This is a genomic window from Mesorhizobium sp. M0676 (assembly GCF_040320535.1).
Lineage (GTDB): Bacteria > Pseudomonadota > Alphaproteobacteria > Rhizobiales > Rhizobiaceae > Mesorhizobium.
This window is the reverse complement of record NZ_JAMYPU010000055.1, coordinates 1-15,968: the sequence shown is the minus strand read 5'-3', so window position 1 is coordinate 15,968 and position 15,968 is coordinate 1. Positions and strand designations below refer to the sequence as shown.

Here is a 15,968-nt window from a genome sequence, read left to right as displayed (position 1 = left end):
CCCCCCGCTGCCCCGCCGGCCACCTCCCCCTCAAGGGGGGAGATCGTATGTCGCAACGGCTTTCCTCAATTTACCGCGCCCAAAGAAAAAGCGCCGCCAGCGAAGCTGCCAATCTCCCCCCTTGAGGGGGAGATGCCCGGCAGGGCAGAGGGGGGTGCCTTGCACCCACGTGGCTAGTTATCCACCCTGCCAAAAGCCGGGACGTTGCCGATGACGGTGTGCTTGTCCTTGCCACAGGCGAAACTCTTCGCCTTTTCGTCCGCCAGCTTGCGCGCCTGGTCGTTGGCCTGCGGGTTGCCGGTGGCCAGCACGAGGCCGATGGTGCAGCCGTCGCGGGCTTCCATCTGGGCGACCTTGGCGACGAGCAGCACTTCGGTCGGCTTGTTCTCGTCCTCGGGATTGCTGATCGAGCGGCGGTGGATGACGGCAAAGGGAACGGCAACGTCGCCCTTGGTCTCGATGCGCCATTCGACCCTGGCGCCGGACGAGTTGAAGCCGGAAAAGCTCTCCCAGACCGAGGTCATCTCGCCGCCGGGCGGAAACCCGTAGAACAGCGATTCACGCGCATCGTCATAGGCGATCAGCACGGGATAGCCGCGATAGCCGGAGCAGGCGAGTTCGGCCCAGTCGCCGTCACCTTCCTCGGCCTGCGCATAGGTGACGCAATCCTTTTGCGAGTCGAGGTCGGTGTAGACGCTGGATATTCCGTCGGCATGGGCGACCTGGCAGAGGCCGGCAAGGGCAAGCGAGAGCAGAAGAGCGCGCATGGCGAATAATCCCTGTGGTTATTTCGCTATCGGGCTCTGAGCCTCGCAAAAAAATATAGCGCGTACAAAGCGGAAAACGAAGCGGCTGCAACGAACGCCTGGTAGTCCATCCAGCAGATTGCGAGGAGTGACGCGCAGGCGGCAAGCAGGACGACGGGAACAAAAACATCCAGGTATAAAAATACCAAAGCGACTGCGCTTATCGACGCGATCAGAATGCGCGCCGTTTGGGTAATGCCGTGTGCCTTGCCGTCGAAATACATCCCAACATACATCGCAACCGATGCGACCAAAAACAGAAAAAGCACTCTGCGCAGAACGGCCTCCTTGACCCTGTGCTCGTTCAGGTCGAAGACCGTGGCAATATCCCTCTTTTCCTCGTGCGAGATCAACGCCAGGTCGCCCCGCTTCATGTAATTGATCCCGAACATTTTTTTGAGATCGTCCAAATCGTCTGAGCAATGTTCAAGTCGTTACCTGCGATTCTGTTTTGATCGCTGACATGACAGCGATATTGCTTGCGGTTGGAATGGATCGCAAGAGGTCTATTTCTTCAAGCTCGCCTCGATCAGCAGGTCGGCGTTGCGGGCGACCGCTGCCGCCGGGCCGCCGAGGCCGAAGAGCTGGCCACTGATATAGGCGCCTTCGATCAACAGCAGCAGGCCGTCGCCGAGCGTCTCAGGGTCTTTAGCGCCCATCGCTGCGGCCATCGCGCGCAGGCGGTGGCGCAACTCCTGCTTGTTGGCCTCGCTGACGACGCGCGCCGGATGGCCATGTTCGGGATATTCCACCGCCGCGTTGGTCATGCCGCAGCCGCGATAGTCCGGCCTTTGCGTGCGCTTGCCGACGCGAGTCAGGAAAGCCCTGAGCTGTGCGCGCGGGTCGCCGGGGTGGGCAGCCACGGCTTCGTCGAAACGCTCCCAATACTCACGGTCATATTGCCTGAGATAGGAAGCGGCGAGCTCGTCCTTGGAGGGAAAGCTGCGGTAGAGGCTGGGCTTGGTGACGCCGGCGCGCTTGACGATCTCGTCGACGCCGATCGCCCGGATGCCGCGGCGGTAGAACAGGTCGTACGCCACGTCGAGGATTTTCTTGGCAGCCTTGGGCGGTGCCACTGCATGACCGTCCTTGATGGTCAGTTCAAAATTTTTGTCCGTTGGCATGGTATGACTCGATTGACGTGTTACCGATCGGTACGTATACAGGTCCTCACCCTGCAACGTACCGGTCAGTAACATGATAGCTCAATCCCGTCCGTTTGGCCAGCGCTACGCTTTCGTCGTGGTTGGCGTCATCTTCCTCTGCCTGTTGATCGCGGCCGGGCTTCGTTCCGCACCCTCGGTGATGATGCTGCCGTTGGATAAAAGCTTCGGCTGGGGGCGCGATACGGTTTCGATTGCCGCCGCGATCGGCATCTTCCTTTACGGCCTGACCGGGCCGTTTGCCGCCGCATTGATGGAGCGTATCGGCTTGCGCCGCACGCTGCTTGCCTCGCTTGTGATCATGTCGGGCTCGACCGCGCTCAGCCTGCTGATGACCGAGCCATGGCACCTGTTCCTCACCTGGGGCGTGTTTTCCGGCATCGGCTCCGGCGCGGTCGCCACCGTGCTCGGCGCCACCATCGTCAACCGCTGGTTCAAGACCAATCGCGGCTTGGTGATGGGGCTGATGTCGGCCTCCAGCGCCACCGGCCTCTTGGTGTTCCTGCCGCTGCTGGCATCGCTCGCCCAGTCGGGCGGCTGGCAGCCCGTCGCTACCGCCGTCTCGATCGCCACCGCCTGTCTTCTGCCGCTGGTCTGGCTGTTGGTTCCGGAGCGTCCCGCTTCGATCGGCATGGTGCGCTATGGCGCCGGGGCCGATGACGTGCCGCCGGTATCGCCGGCATCGCAAGGCAATTTCCTGGCGCATACGCTCAACACGCTGCGCCGCGCTGCCGGCACCCGCGTCTTCTGGTATCTGTTCGCCACCTTCTTCATCTGCGGCTTCACCACCAACGGGCTGGTCGGCACGCATCTGATCTCCTTCTGCGGCGATATGGGCATCCCCGAGGTACAGGCCGCGGGCCTGCTGTCGCTTATGGGCATTTTCGACCTGATCGGGACGACGCTCTCGGGCTGGCTCACCGACCGTTTCGACCCGCGCAAGCTGCTCGGCGTCTACTACGGCATTCGCGGTCTGGCGCTGATCTATCTGCCCTATTCCGGCTTCTCGGCGACCAGCCTGATCATCTTCGCGGTGCTCTACGGTCTCGACTGGATCGCCACCGTGCCGCCGACGCTCAGGCTCGCCAACGAGGCCTTCGGTGACCGCAGCGGCCCGATCGTGTTCGGCTGGATCGTAGCCGGCCACCAAGTCGGCGCCGCCACCGCCGCCGCCTTCGGCGGCACCATGCGCGAATTGCAGGGCAATTACGAACTGGCTTTCCTGATCGCCGGCATGACGGCGATCGTGGCTGCGTGTCTGTCGCTGCTGATCAATACGAGCAGGCCGGCTTTCGATCCGGAGCCGCAAGCGGCGTAAGGCGCGGTACTAATCTCCCCCCTCAGGGGGGAGATGGCCGCGAAGCGGCCAGAGGGGGTCCGTGCGACCGGACTCAGCCTCTTGCGCAGAGGTCGGCGCTCCAAGCGAGGCGACCCCCTTCTGTCGCCTTCGGCGACATCTCCCCCCTCAAGGGCGGAGATCACCTGTCGATTGTTATCAAAGTTTCATCTTCCCGGGATGTGGCTGAAACATTGAAGCTGGAGCTTGCTGGCACCGTTCGAAGCCATCAGGAGACAGCCATGAACAAGATCTCGTTGACCCGCCGCGCTTTCGTCACCTCTGCCAGCGCCGCCGGTCTGCTCGGCGCATCGGGGCTCGCTTTGCCCTATTATTCGCGCGCCAGCCAGCGCCCGGCCTTCACCCATGGCGTCCAGTCCGGCGATGTCGATGCCTCGAGCGGCATGGTGTGGACGCGCACCGACCGGCCTTCGCGCGTCATGTTCGAAGTGTCGTCGACGGAAAACTTCGCCAATGCGACGCGGCTGGCGCCGCTCGATACCTCGCCGGCCAGCGACTTCACGGTCAAGCGCCTGCTTACCGACCTCGCCTCCGACCAGGATATCTTCTACCGGATGACTGCCGCCGACCTGTCGGATATCAACGCCGTTTCCGAACCGATCGTCGGCCGTTTCCGCACAGCACCCGCCTCGAAGCGCGACATAAAATTCGCCTGGTCGGGCGACACGGCCGGCCAGGGCTGGGGAATCGATGAGACCGGCATGAAAACCTACGCCACCATCGCCAGGCACACGCCGGATTTCTTCCTGCATTCCGGCGACACCATCTATGCCGATGGCGCCATGAAGGACGAGGTAGACCTGCCTGGCGGCGGCAAGTGGAAAAACGTCGTCCTGATCGACGGCAAGCGCAAGGTGGCCGAGACGCTGGATGAGTACCGCGACCAGTGGAAATACAACATGATGGACAAAAACGTTCTGGCCTTGAGCGCCATCTGCCCGACCTTCTACCAGTGGGACGATCACGAGGTGCTGAACAACTGGTCGGATTCGAAGAATCTCGGCGCCGACAGCCGCTACACCGAAAAATCCATCCATGTGCTCGCGGCGCGTGCGGCGCGCGCCTTCCATGAGATGACGACGATCCGCTACGAGCCGTCCGAGCCCGGCCGCGTCTACCGCAAGATCGCGCATGGGCCGCTGCTCGACGTGTTCTTCCTCGACATGCGCTCCTATCGCGGCCCGAACGGCCCCGACATGCAGGAGGACATGACGCCGCAGTCACGCATGCTGGGCGAACAGCAGACGAAATGGCTGAAGCGCGAGCTGACGAATTCCAGGGCGACCTGGAAGATCATTGCCGCCGACATGCCGCTCGGCCTCGTCGTCTGGGACGACGGCGCCAAGAAGGTCGGCGCGGAAGCCATCAGCAATGGCGACAATGGCCTGCCCAAAGGCCGCGAGCTCGAGATCGCCGACCTGTTGCGCTACATCAAGACTGCCGGCATCACCAACACGGTCTGGTTGACCGCCGATGTCCACTACACGGCGGCGCACTATTACAACCCCGACAAGGCGCGGTTCCAGGATTTCAATCCTTTCTGGGAATTCGTCTCGGGCCCGATCCACGCCGGTACCTTCGGTCCCAATGATTTCGACATGACCTTCGGCCCGGAGCTGAAATTCATCAAGGCGCCGACCACCGAACAGGGCCAGAACCTGCCACCCTCGGCCGGCCTGCAGTTCTTTGGCCTGGTGGACATTTCAGGGGCGACAGAGCAGCTGACCGTGCGGCTGATGGATCGCGACGACATCGAGCTTTACAAGGTGACGCTCGATCCGGTGCGGTCGGCGTAAGCCTTTGGGCCGGTGCGAAGGATCGCTATGCCTGGAATGGGCAGCCGTCAGTCCGGGTAGCAAACCGTCGGAATCTTCGGCCACACCGCGCTGTCGCAGCCTGCAACCCGCTGCCTCTGCTTGAAAGAGGCGCTGACCGGGCCGGTGACCACGGGGTCGACGCCATCAGGGGCGTCGGCAAACATCTGCTCGGCCGTCCGGTCGGGCGACGAAGCCGGATTGGCTTCCTTCACCGTGGCGGCCGATTGAGCGGCATTGGCCGCCAGCACGGCAGCGAATGCGACCGAAGCGATGAGGGGCCAAAATCGGTTGAGTTTGTCGGTCATGAATTTCGAACTACCCGGGCCCAGAAAGGTTCCCGCCTTGGTTAACAAAACCATCTCACACCGAGATGCTTAAGATTTGATGAGTATTTGGTGGTGCGCCTCCTCTTTCGCAATTGCGAAAAACCCTGTATGAGCCGCGCAACCGAAAGAGGCGGCGCCTTTTGGCCTGCTGCCTGCAACGCTCCCGAGACCACAAAATGAAAATTCGTAATATCGCGATCATCGCGCACGTCGACCATGGAAAAACCACCCTCGTCGACCAATTGCTGCGGCAATCCGGTTCCTTCCGCGACAATCAGCGCGTCGCCGAGCGCGCCATGGATTCCAACGACCTCGAAAAGGAACGCGGCATCACCATCCTGGCCAAGGCGACCTCGGTCGACTGGAAGGACACCCGCATCAACATCGTAGACACCCCCGGCCACGCCGATTTCGGAGGTGAGGTCGAGCGCATCCTGTCGATGGTGGATTCGGCGATCGTGCTGGTCGACGCGGCCGAAGGCCCGATGCCGCAGACCAAGTTCGTCGTCGGCAAGGCGCTCAAGGTCGGCCTGAAGCCGATCGTCGTCATCAACAAGATCGACCGTCCGGACGCCCGCCACGTCGAAGTGGTCAACGAGGTGTTCGACCTGTTTGCAGCGCTTGACGCCACCGACGAGCAGCTCGACTTCCCGATCCTCTACGGTTCTGGCCGCGATGGCTGGGTCTCGGAAAATCCGGAAGGCCCGAAGGACCAGGGCCTGGCGCCGCTGTTCGACCTCGTCATCAAGCATGTGCCGGAGCCGACCGTTCATCCCGGCCCGTTCCGCATGATCGGCACCATCCTGGAAGCCAATCCGTTCCTCGGCCGCATCATTACCGGCCGTATCGAGAGCGGCACGCTGAAGTCCAACCAGGCGGTCAAGGTGCTGCACCATGACGGCACCCAGATCGAAACCGGCCGCATCTCCAAGATCCTCGCTTTCCGTGGCCTCGAGCGCCAGCCGATCGAAGAGGCGCAGGCGGGTGACATCGTCGCCATTGCCGGCCTGTCCAAAGGCACCGTCGCCGACACGTTCTGCGACCTGGCGGTGACCGAGGCGTTGCATGCGCAACCGATCGATCCGCCGACCGTGACCATGTCTTTCCTGGTCAATGATTCGCCGCTCGCCGGCACTGAAGGCGACAAGGTGACCAGCCGCGTCATCCGCGACCGCCTGCTGCGCGAAGCCGAAGGCAATGTCGCGCTCAAGATCGAGGAATCGCCCGACAAGGATTCGTTCTTCGTTTCCGGCCGTGGCGAATTGCAGCTGGCCGTGCTGATCGAGACGATGCGCCGCGAAGGCTTTGAAATCGCCGTGTCGCGTCCGCGCGTCGTCATGCAGAAGGGCGAGAACGGTGAATTGCTGGAGCCGGTCGAGGAAGTCGTCATCGACGTCGACGAGGAGCACGCCGGCATCGTCGTGCAGAAGATGTCGGAGCGCAAGGCCGAGATGGTCGAGCTGCGGCCTTCGGGCGGCAACCGTCAGCGCATCGTCTTCCACGCGCCGACGCGCGGACTGATCGGCTACCAGTCGGAACTGTTGACCGACACGCGCGGCACCGCCGTGATGAACCGGCTGTTCCACGCCTACCAGCCCTACAAGGGCGAACTGCCGGGCCGCACCAACGGCGTGCTGATCTCCAACGAACAGGGCGAGGCAGTGGCCTATGCCATGTGGAACCTCGAAGACCGCGGCCCGATGGTCATCGACCCGGGCGTCAAGGTCTATCAGGGCATGATCATCGGCATCCATAGCCGTGACAACGACCTCGAAGTGAACGTGCTGAAGGGCAAGAAGCTGACCAACATCCGCGCCGCCGGCAAGGACGAGGCGGTGAAGCTGACGCCGCCGATCCGCATGACGCTGGAGCGCGCGCTGGCCTGGATCCAGGACGACGAGCTGGTCGAGGTGACGCCTAAGACCATCCGCCTGCGCAAGCTCTATCTCGACCCGAACGAGCGCAAGCGCTTCGAGAAGTCGGCCAAGGTTGTGGGCGCGGCGTAATCGTCTGATTTCCAAATCCGGAAGGAGGCGAAGCACCGATGTGCTTCGCCCTATTTCGATTATCTGCTCGCCCTTGAGATGATGGTTTCTCGGTCGGCTTCGCCGGAGAGATCAATTCGCACGATCGTGCCATCGCGAGCCGGCTTGCGCAAAGCCCTGGCGCCTTCGGAAACGACAAACAGCAATCGTTTCTCCTCCAGCGCCTGAAGCCTTGATCGCGAGATGCCGAGTTCGCCGGCGAGCAGACGGTCTAGCCGCAGCGATGTCGGCATTTCCAGCCCAAGCCTGATTTCAAGCGCGGCTGCGGGTTCGCCTTCGCCGCCGAGCCGGTGTTTGTGAACGGCGAAATCGGGAAACTCCTCGACGCGGCCGACTCGGTTTCGCAAAGCCGCGACATCGAAGGCATGGCGGCGGGCGAGGGCCGGATCGTTGCTTTCGAGCGCTGCCAGCAGCGCGGGTTCGATGTCGCGGCGGTTGCAGCGTTCGAAAATGCCGAAATTCCACGAATTGTCGCAGTCGATGCAGCGATAGATCAGCCAGACATCAATGCGTTTGCCATTGGCGTTGACGCGGAATTTGTCGCTGCAGCGATAGGCTTTCACGGCGCCGCAGCGGTTGCAGTGGATCAGGGGTCGAGGTGCGATTTCGGGCGCGATTGCCCAGTGGATAGCGAGATGTTGGGACAAGCCGGAAGACCTTCCAGTGTGGAAGTTCTTCAGGTCGGCAATGGCGAGATGCCCATGCGGGCACGGCGTGGCGAGAGCTAGCTACGTCGGAAATCAGCTGTCACGGGCGGCAAAGCGCGCGACAACGGTTCAGCAGTGCCAAACCGGTCTCGAACCGCCGCCTGAGGAACACGTGAAATTGAGCAGGCACCGCTTAATGCGGCGCCCTGCCAAGCGTGATCAGGGGAGTTGGCGAGACCGGCGGTTACTGAGGCAAAATGAAGCTCGAAATGGATGTCGGGACGGCTCTTCTAGCGATAAGATGCCGAGCGGGCAAGGTTCATAGCGGGTGTCTCGCCATGCTCAGGCGAAGGCGATCTGTACCTTCATCGATTTGTTGCGGTCGCCGGCGATCTCGAAGGCCGCAACCGCCTCGTCCATCGGATAGATGCCGGTCAGCAGCGGCTTGACGTCGACGCGACGGTTGTTGATCAGATCGACGGCCAGCGCGAACTCGTCGTGGAAACGGAAGGAGCCGCGCATTTCGATCTCCTTGGCGACGATGAGATTCTGAGGCAGCGACATGTCGCCGCCTAGGCCGAGCTGCACGAGCACCCCGCGCGGCTTCAGCACATCGAGCCCGGCTCGCACCGCGCGCTCATCGCCGGAGCATTCGAACATGACGTCGAAACTGCCCTTCTCGACATTGTAGCCAGCGAGCTTGTCGGCATCTGTGGCGACATTGATGGTGCGGTCGGCGCCGATCTCGTTGGCCTTGGCCAGAACCGCGTCCATGACATCGGTGACGACGATCTCACGCGCGCCGTGGACACGTGCGGCAAGGATGCTGAGCGCACCGATCGGCCCGCAGCCGGTGACCAAGACCCGCTTGCCGAGCAGCGAGCCGGCGCGGTTGACGGCATGCAGCGTTACCGCGAACGGCTCGGCAAAGGCGGCTTCGTTGATGGAGACATGGTCGGCGATCTTGTGGCACTGCCAGGCCTCGGCGGCGAGGCACTGGCGGAAGGCGCCCTGTATATGTGGCATCGGCATGGCGCTGCCGTAGAATCGCATGTTGAGGCATTGGTTCTGCACGCCCTGCAGGCAGTACCGGCACGCATTGCAGGGCCGGCTGGGCGAAATCGCAACGCGGTCGCCGACGACAAGGCTGGAAACGCCGGCGCCAAGTGCCTTCACCGTGCCGGCGACCTCATGGCCGAGGATCATCGGCTCGCGCAGGCGCACCACGCCGAAGCCGCCATGATTGTAATAGTGCAGGTCCGAGCCGCAGATGCCGCCGGCCTCGACCGATATTTCGACCTGTCCGGCGCCAGGCGCGCCAGGATCGGTCTCTTCGATGCGAAGGTCTTTTGCCGCGTGGATGACGATTGATTTCATGGCCGCGATCCTTTCTCAAACCACCAGCGCGGGCAAGGTCTGACCGCCGAAATTTGCCGCGTCGGCTGGCCCACTAGGCTGCAGGGTGCCAAATCGCCACCGATCGGATATTCTTCGCCATCCAACGCTCGAAGGCTCCGTCATGCACCTCACCTCGCTCCTGATCTTCGCTGCCGCTTTGTTCGTCGCCGCCGGTTCGCCCGGCCCGTCGATCGCAGCCCTTGTCGCCCGCGTCATCTCGAAAGGCTTTCGCGACGTATTCCCGTTCCTGCTCGCCATGTGGATCGGCGAGGGCATCTGGCTGTCGCTGGCGGTGTTCGGGCTGGCGGTCGTGGCGCAGACCTTCCATTTCGCCTTCGTCGTCGTGAAATGGATCGGCGTCGCTTACCTCGCCTACCTCGCCTTCAAGATGTGGACCGCACCTGTCGACGCAAAAGAAGGCGAGATGCCGCGCGAGGATTCGCCGGCAAAACTGTTCTTTGCCGGCATGGCGGTGACGCTCGGCAATCCCAAGATCATGATGTTCTATCTGGCGCTGCTGCCGACGATCATCGACCTCGCTTCGGTGAGTGTCATCGGCTGGGTCGAACTGACGGCGACGATGGCGGTGGTTCTGATCGCCATCGATCTCGCCTGGGTCGTCGCGGCCTCACAGGCGCGCAAGCTGCTCAAAAGCAGGCGCGCCATGAAGATCGCCAACCGAATCAGCGCCACGACGATGGCCGGCGCTGCCGGTGCCATCGCGGCGCGTTGACCTCTCCTACGAGGAGAAGGAAACTTTCACCTCGCCATGGCGTGGTATTCGTCGTTCGGCCGCATGTCGATGGCCGCCGCCACGCGGTTCGACATGTTGAAGAAGGCGGCGGTCGAGGCGATGTCCCAGATGTCGCGGTTGGTGAAGCCGGCGTTGCGCAGTGCTTCCCTGTCCGCCTCGACGATCTTTGCCGGCTCTTCCGTCAGCTTGACGGCGAATTCGAGCATCGCCGTCTGTTTCGGTGAAAGATTGGCAGCGCGGAAGTTCATCACCATCATCTCGCCGAGAGCCGGATCGCCGGAGAGCTGGCGCACCGCCGCGCCATGCGCGGTCAGGCAATAATAGCAGTGATTGATCGAGGAAACGACGACCGCGATCATCTCCCGTTCCAGCTTCGACAGGCCGGATTCACCCAGCATCAGATCATTGTAGGTGTCGGTAAAGGCGCGCAGCTTCTTCTCGTCGAAGGCATAGGCAAGAAGCACGTTGGGAACCAGGCCGAGCTTTTCCTCGCATTTGGCGAAATAGGCTTTTGTCGCCTCGCTCAGTTCCGCGATACCGAGGTCAAGTGCGCTGATTTTGCCCGACATGGGGTCTCCCTCCTGGTTCACCGCCGCCTGACCGTCGAATTCCTGTAATTCTTATCGAGCCGTCAAACCTTTGTCGCCAAACAGCGGTCATCTGCTACCATAGTCGTAAAAGCATGTGACGGGAGGACAACATGGCGAGCGTGAAATCCGCAGCTAAGCCGAAGAAAACAGCCACTGCCGGGGTGAAACCCGACGGGAAGCCGGCCAGGCTCGCCGACTATCTGCTGGCCCGCGCGCCGGCCGAAGACATTGCCGCGTATGACGCCGCCGACCTGGAGCGCGCCGCCGACCTGGCAGGACGTGCGGTCGCCGCCCACAAGAAGGGCCAAAGTGTCGTCGCCGTCGATGCCGGGCCGGGCGTATACCGCGAGGGCCGCCCGATGACGATCATCACCGTCGTCAACGACAACATGCCGTTCCTGTTCGATTCGATCCTCGGCGAGATCACAGAAACTGCCGGCGAACCGACTTTGGTCACCCATCCGGTCATCGTCGTGCGCCACGGCAAGGCCGGCGTCGACGAGATCCTCGGCGACGGCGGCGCCCTCAAGGACGATGGCAATCACGACCGGCTGAGCGTCGTCCATGTCCATATTCCGCGCCTGACGGCGGAGCAGGCCGACGCGCTGGCCGACCGCCTGCGCAAGATGCTCAACCAGGTGCGCGCCGCCGTCAGCGACTGGAAGCCCATGCTCGCCCGTCTCGACCAGGCGATTTCCGAATTCCGCTATTCCGCCGTGCCGCTCGACAAGAAGAGCGTTGCCGAGGCCATCGCCTTCCTTGAGTGGCTGCGCGACGACAATTTCACTTTCCTCGGCATGCGCGAGTTCAAATATTCCGGCGGCGCGGAGAGCGGCAATTTGGAGCGCGCCGACAAACCCGGTCTCGGCATCCTCGCCGACCCGGATGTGCTGGTGCTCCGGCGCGGCACCGAGGCGGTGACGACGACGCCCGAAATCCGCGCCTTCCTGCATGGGCCGGAGCCGCTGATCGTCACCAAGGCCAACGCCAAGTCGCTGGTGCACCGCCGCATTTATCTCGATTATATCGGCGTCAAAACCTACACCGCCAAGGGCACGCTTGCCGGCGAGTTGCGCATGGTCGGCCTGTTCACCTCGACTGCCTACACGCGCTCGGTGATGAAAATCCCGTATCTGAGGTCAAAGGCCGAGACCATCATCGCCAAGTCCGGCTTCGACCGGCACGACCATTCCGGCAAGGCGCTGATCAACGTTCTGGAGAGCTATCCGCGCGACGAGTTGTTCCAGGTCCCGGTGCCGGTCCTGAAAAAGCACGCCGCCGCCATTCTCGGCCTGGTCGAGCGGCCGCGGGTGCGGGCGCTGGTGCGCGCCGACCAGTTCGACCGCTTCGTCTCGATCCTCGTCTTCGTGCCGCGCGACCGCTATGACAGCGTCGTGCGCGAGAAGATCGGCACCTATCTCAAGACCGTCTTCGAGGGCCGTTTGTCGGCTTATTATCCGGCGTTTCCGGAGGGCGGGCTGGCGCGTGTGCATTTCATCATCGGCCGCTCGGGCGGCAAGACGCCGAAGGTCGAGCAGGCGGCGATCGAAGCGGCGATCCGCGATATCGTGCGAACCTGGGACGACGCGCTGGCCGAAGCTGCGGAAGCCGTCGGCGGCGATCCATCGCTGAAGGCGATCGCCGCGCGTCTGCCTGAGAGCTATCGCGATTCCTTCAGCGCGGCCGTCGCGCTGAAGGATGCGGGGCGCATCGCCGGCATCAGCACCGCCAACCCGATCGCCATCGACTATTACCGCCATGCCGAGCAGAAACCGCATCAGGCAGCGCTGAAGATCTACCACCACGGCAGCCCGGTAGCGCTGTCGCGTCGCGTGCCGGTGCTGGAAAACATCGGCTTCCGCGTCATCAGCGAGCGCACCTTCGAAGTTGGCGAGGACGGCGGCGACACCGTCTTCGTCCACGACATGGAGCTGGAGAACAGCTACGGCAAGCCGATCGACCTCAGCGATGGCGGCGCGCTGTTCGAGGACGCGTTCCTGTCGGTCTGGCGCGGCGACATCGACAATGACAGCTATAACGGGCTTGCCCAGACCGCCGGCCTGTGGTCGGGCGAAGTCAGCATTCTGCGCGCCTATGGCCGCTACCTGCAGCAAGCCGGTATCCCGCAGAGCCAGGATTTCATCGCGGCCGCGCTCAACCGCTATCCCGACATTGCGCGCGGCCTGCATGCACTGTTCGTCGCTCGTCTCGGCCCGACCGCCGAGACGGAAGGCGTCGTCGCCGCCAAGCACCTCAAGGCCAAGATCAAGGACGCGCTGGAGGAAGTCCCCAACATTGATGACGACACCATCATCCGCCGCTATCTCAACCTGATCGAAGCCTCGTTGCGCACCAATCATTTCGTTGCGGGAACGAAGGCGCGGGGCCAGTCACTGGCGATCAAGCTGGACTCGCAAGCGGTCGATGGCCTGCCGGCGCCGCGGCCGTGGCGCGAGATCTTCGTCTATGGGTCCGAGGTCGAGGGCGTGCATCTGCGCTTCGGCCCGGTTGCGCGCGGCGGCCTGCGCTGGTCGGACCGCGCCCAGGATTACCGCACCGAGGTGCTCGGCCTGGTCAAGGCGCAGCAGGTCAAGAACGCCGTCATAGTGCCGGTCGGCGCCAAGGGCGGCTTCTATCCGAAGAAGCTGCCGATGAGCGCCGGCCGCGACGCCATCTTCGAGGCCGGCACCTCGGCCTACAAGAATTTCGTTTCCAGCCTGTTGTCGATTACCGACAATATCGGGCTGGACGGTGTCATCCCGCCGGCCGGCGTTGTCAGGCGCGACCCCGACGATCCCTATTTCGTCGTCGCCGCCGACAAGGGCACGGCGACCTTTTCCGACACCGCCAACGCCATCAGCGAAAGCCACGGCTTCTGGCTCGACGACGCCTTCGCCAGCGGCGGCTCGGCCGGTTACGACCACAAGAAGATGGGCATCACCGCCAAAGGCGCCTGGGAAGCGGTCAAGCGGCATTTCCGCGAGATCAACCGCGACATCCAGGCCACCCCCTTCACCGTCGTCGGCGTCGGCGACATGTCGGGCGACGTGTTCGGCAACGGCATGCTGCTGTCGCCGCAGACCAGGCTGATCGCCGCCTTCGACCATCGCGACATCTTCATCGATCCCGATCCAGACAGGGTGGCGTCGATGGCCGAGCGCGAGCGCATGTTCGCGCTGCCGCGTTCGTCCTGGCAGGACTATGACAAGACCAAACTGTCGGAAGGCGGCGTCATCGTCTCGCGCAGCCAGAAGTCGATCACGCTGCCTGCGGCAGCGGCGGCGGCGATTGGCCTCGCCAAGACCACCGCGACACCGGCCGAGATCATGACCGCCATCCTCAAGGCGAACGTCGACCTTCTGTGGTTCGGCGGCATCGGCACGTATTTACGGGCCTCGGGCGAAACCAATGCCGAAGTCGGCGACCGCGCCAATGACGCCATCCGCATCACCGCGCTCGATGTGCGGGCGAAAGTGATCGGCGAGGGCGCCAATCTCGGCGTCACGCAGCGTGCCCGCATCGAATTCGGCATGAATGGCGGTCGCTGCAACTCCGATGCCATCGACAATTCCGGCGGCGTCAACTGCTCCGACGTCGAGGTCAACATCAAGATCGCGCTGGCGTCCGCCATGCGCAAGGGATCGCTGACCCGGCCGGCGCGCAACAAGCTGCTGGCCGAGATGACCGACGAGGTCGCCGGCCTCGTGCTGTCCAACAATTACGAACAGACGCTGGCGCTTTCCATCGCCCGCAAGCGCGGCCTTGCCGACATCGCGCACCAGAGCCGGTTCATGGCGGCGCTGGAGGCTCGGGGCCTGCTCGACCGCGCTGTCGAGACGCTGCCGTCGCCGGCCGCCCTTGCCGAGCGCGAGGCGCGTGGCGAGCCGCTGACCCGGGCGGAGCTTGGCGTGCTGCTCGCCTATGCCAAGATCGTGCTGTTTTCCGACATCGTCGCCAGCGACGTGCCTGACGACGCGCATTTCGACCGCGATCTGATGGGCTATTTCCCTGACCGGATGGCGAAGAAATATGCGGCCGAGATCCATGGCCACCGGCTGCGCCGCGAAATCATCGCCCGCGTCGTCGCCAACGATCTCGTCAATCGCGGCGGACCGTCATTCGTCAACCGGCTGCAGGAAGCCACGGGGCGCAGCGCGGCCGACGTGGTGCGCACCTTCGCCGTGGTGCGCGACGGCTTCGCGTTGCCGGCGCTCTATCAGGAGATCGATGCGCTGGACAGCCACATCGACGGCCAGGCGCAGCTCGATCTCTACCAGTCCGTCAGCCGGCTTATCTTCGTGACCAGCGGCTGGTATCTGAAGAACGATGCCGGCACCGCAGCGCTCGGCCAGCGCATTGCCGAACTGCAAGAGGCGCGCATGGCGCTGGAGCCGAAGCTGCTCTCGCTGCTACCGGCCTTCTCGCGCGAGCGGGTCGAGGAGAGGCGGTATGGCCTGTTCAAGGCCGGCGCCCCCGAAAAGCTCGCCGGGCAGCTGGCAATGGCCGATGTGGCGGGACTGATCCCCGACATCGCACTGACGGCGCGCACGGCCAATGCCGACGTCGTCGCCTCGGCCAAGGCGTTCTTCGCCGTCAGCGATGCCTTCCGCATTCCGCGCGTCGAAGAGGCGGCGCGTTCAATCACGCCGTCGGACTATTACGACCAGCTGGCGCTGTCGCGCGCCACCGACACGATCGGCGCGGCGCGGCGCGGCATTGCGGTGGCGGCTCTCGCCGGCCATGCCGGGACGGGGGATCCTGTGGCGGCCTGGCTGGAAGCCGGAGGCGAGCGCGTGGCGCGCATCCGCGAGCGGCTGCAGGCGCTGACCGAAGGCGGGGATATCACCGTGTCCAGGCTGTCGGTGGCTTCGGGGCTGATGAGCGATCTGACGGGGATGTGAGGCTCGGGACTTTACCCTCCCCCTTGTGGGGAGGGTCGCTGCGAAGCAGCGGGGTGGGGGTGCGGCACCGGCCCCCCCCCCGACCCGCGGGGCCGCCAGCCCCCCACGGGGACGGGGGGGGCCGGGGGCGGTGGTGGCGTCCTTCTGGAGGGGTGCAGCGGGGG

At 63.7% G+C, this 15,968-nt stretch carries 12 protein-coding genes; 5 read left to right on the top strand and 7 right to left on the bottom strand.

Annotated features, from left to right (window positions below; translation table 11 throughout):
- Nucleotides 1–173: 173 nt before the first annotated feature.
- The 3 genes from NKI35_RS30530 to NKI35_RS30520 form a co-directional block, all read right to left on the bottom strand.
- Complete coding sequence (locus tag NKI35_RS30530) at nucleotides 174–767, bottom strand: hypothetical protein (RefSeq protein ID WP_023681429.1); 594 nt, start codon at nucleotides 765–767, stop codon at nucleotides 174–176.
- A gap of 26 nt (nucleotides 768–793) precedes the next feature.
- Nucleotides 794–1,216 (bottom strand): hypothetical protein, encoded by a 423-nt coding sequence (locus NKI35_RS30525; protein ID WP_352742465.1) that lies wholly within the window; start codon nucleotides 1,214–1,216, stop codon nucleotides 794–796.
- A gap of 96 nt (nucleotides 1,217–1,312) precedes the next feature.
- Entirely contained in the window at nucleotides 1,313–1,930 is a 618-nt protein-coding gene (locus NKI35_RS30520; protein ID WP_352742463.1) for a TetR/AcrR family transcriptional regulator, read from the bottom strand.
- A 73-nt stretch (nucleotides 1,931–2,003) separates the two neighbouring features.
- Here NKI35_RS30520 and NKI35_RS30515 point away from each other — a divergent pair, with 73 nt between their 5' ends.
- Nucleotides 2,004–3,287 carry an MFS transporter gene (locus tag NKI35_RS30515; protein WP_023835196.1) on the top strand — a complete coding sequence of 428 codons (1,284 nt, stop codon included), beginning with the start codon at nucleotides 2,004–2,006 and terminating at the stop codon, nucleotides 3,285–3,287.
- Between the two features lie 260 nt (nucleotides 3,288–3,547).
- Nucleotides 3,548–5,122 (top strand): alkaline phosphatase D family protein, encoded by a 1,575-nt coding sequence (locus tag NKI35_RS30510; RefSeq protein ID WP_023700189.1) that lies wholly within the window; start codon nucleotides 3,548–3,550, stop codon nucleotides 5,120–5,122.
- Nucleotides 5,123–5,169: 47 nt separating this feature from the next.
- Here the strand turns inward: NKI35_RS30510 and NKI35_RS30505 are convergent, their stop codons facing one another.
- Nucleotides 5,170–5,502, bottom strand: coding sequence for a hypothetical protein (locus NKI35_RS30505; protein ID WP_023704968.1), 333 nt, complete (start codon nucleotides 5,500–5,502; stop codon nucleotides 5,170–5,172).
- A gap of 143 nt (nucleotides 5,503–5,645) precedes the next feature.
- Between NKI35_RS30505 and typA the strand changes: the two genes are divergently transcribed.
- Nucleotides 5,646–7,475 carry a translational GTPase TypA gene (typA, locus tag NKI35_RS30500; protein WP_023681424.1) on the top strand — a complete coding sequence of 610 codons (1,830 nt, stop codon included), beginning with the start codon at nucleotides 5,646–5,648 and terminating at the stop codon, nucleotides 7,473–7,475.
- A 59-nt stretch (nucleotides 7,476–7,534) separates the two neighbouring features.
- On the opposite strand, the gene NKI35_RS30495 is transcribed toward typA, so the two are convergent.
- Entirely contained in the window at nucleotides 7,535–8,161 is a 627-nt protein-coding gene (locus tag NKI35_RS30495) for a DUF1062 domain-containing protein (RefSeq protein WP_023726104.1), read from the bottom strand.
- A 342-nt stretch (nucleotides 8,162–8,503) separates the two neighbouring features.
- Entirely contained in the window at nucleotides 8,504–9,538 is a 1,035-nt protein-coding gene (locus NKI35_RS30490) for an L-idonate 5-dehydrogenase (RefSeq protein WP_023824314.1), read from the bottom strand.
- 142 nt (nucleotides 9,539–9,680) lie between these two features.
- Between NKI35_RS30490 and NKI35_RS30485 the strand changes: the two genes are divergently transcribed.
- Complete coding sequence (locus NKI35_RS30485) at nucleotides 9,681–10,292, top strand: LysE family translocator (protein WP_023745360.1); 612 nt, start codon at nucleotides 9,681–9,683, stop codon at nucleotides 10,290–10,292.
- Nucleotides 10,293–10,318: 26 nt separating this feature from the next.
- Here NKI35_RS30485 and NKI35_RS30480 read toward each other — a convergent pair whose 3' ends face one another.
- The gene (locus tag NKI35_RS30480) at nucleotides 10,319–10,882 is read right to left on the bottom strand and encodes a peroxidase-related enzyme (RefSeq protein ID WP_023681420.1); all 564 of its coding nucleotides are present in this window, start codon (nucleotides 10,880–10,882) and stop codon (nucleotides 10,319–10,321) included.
- A gap of 131 nt (nucleotides 10,883–11,013) precedes the next feature.
- On the opposite strand from NKI35_RS30480, the gene NKI35_RS30475 reads away from it, so the two are divergent.
- The gene (locus NKI35_RS30475) at nucleotides 11,014–15,804 is read left to right on the top strand and encodes an NAD-glutamate dehydrogenase (protein ID WP_352742460.1); all 4,791 of its coding nucleotides are present in this window, start codon (nucleotides 11,014–11,016) and stop codon (nucleotides 15,802–15,804) included.
- Nucleotides 15,805–15,968: the final 164 nt, after the last annotated feature.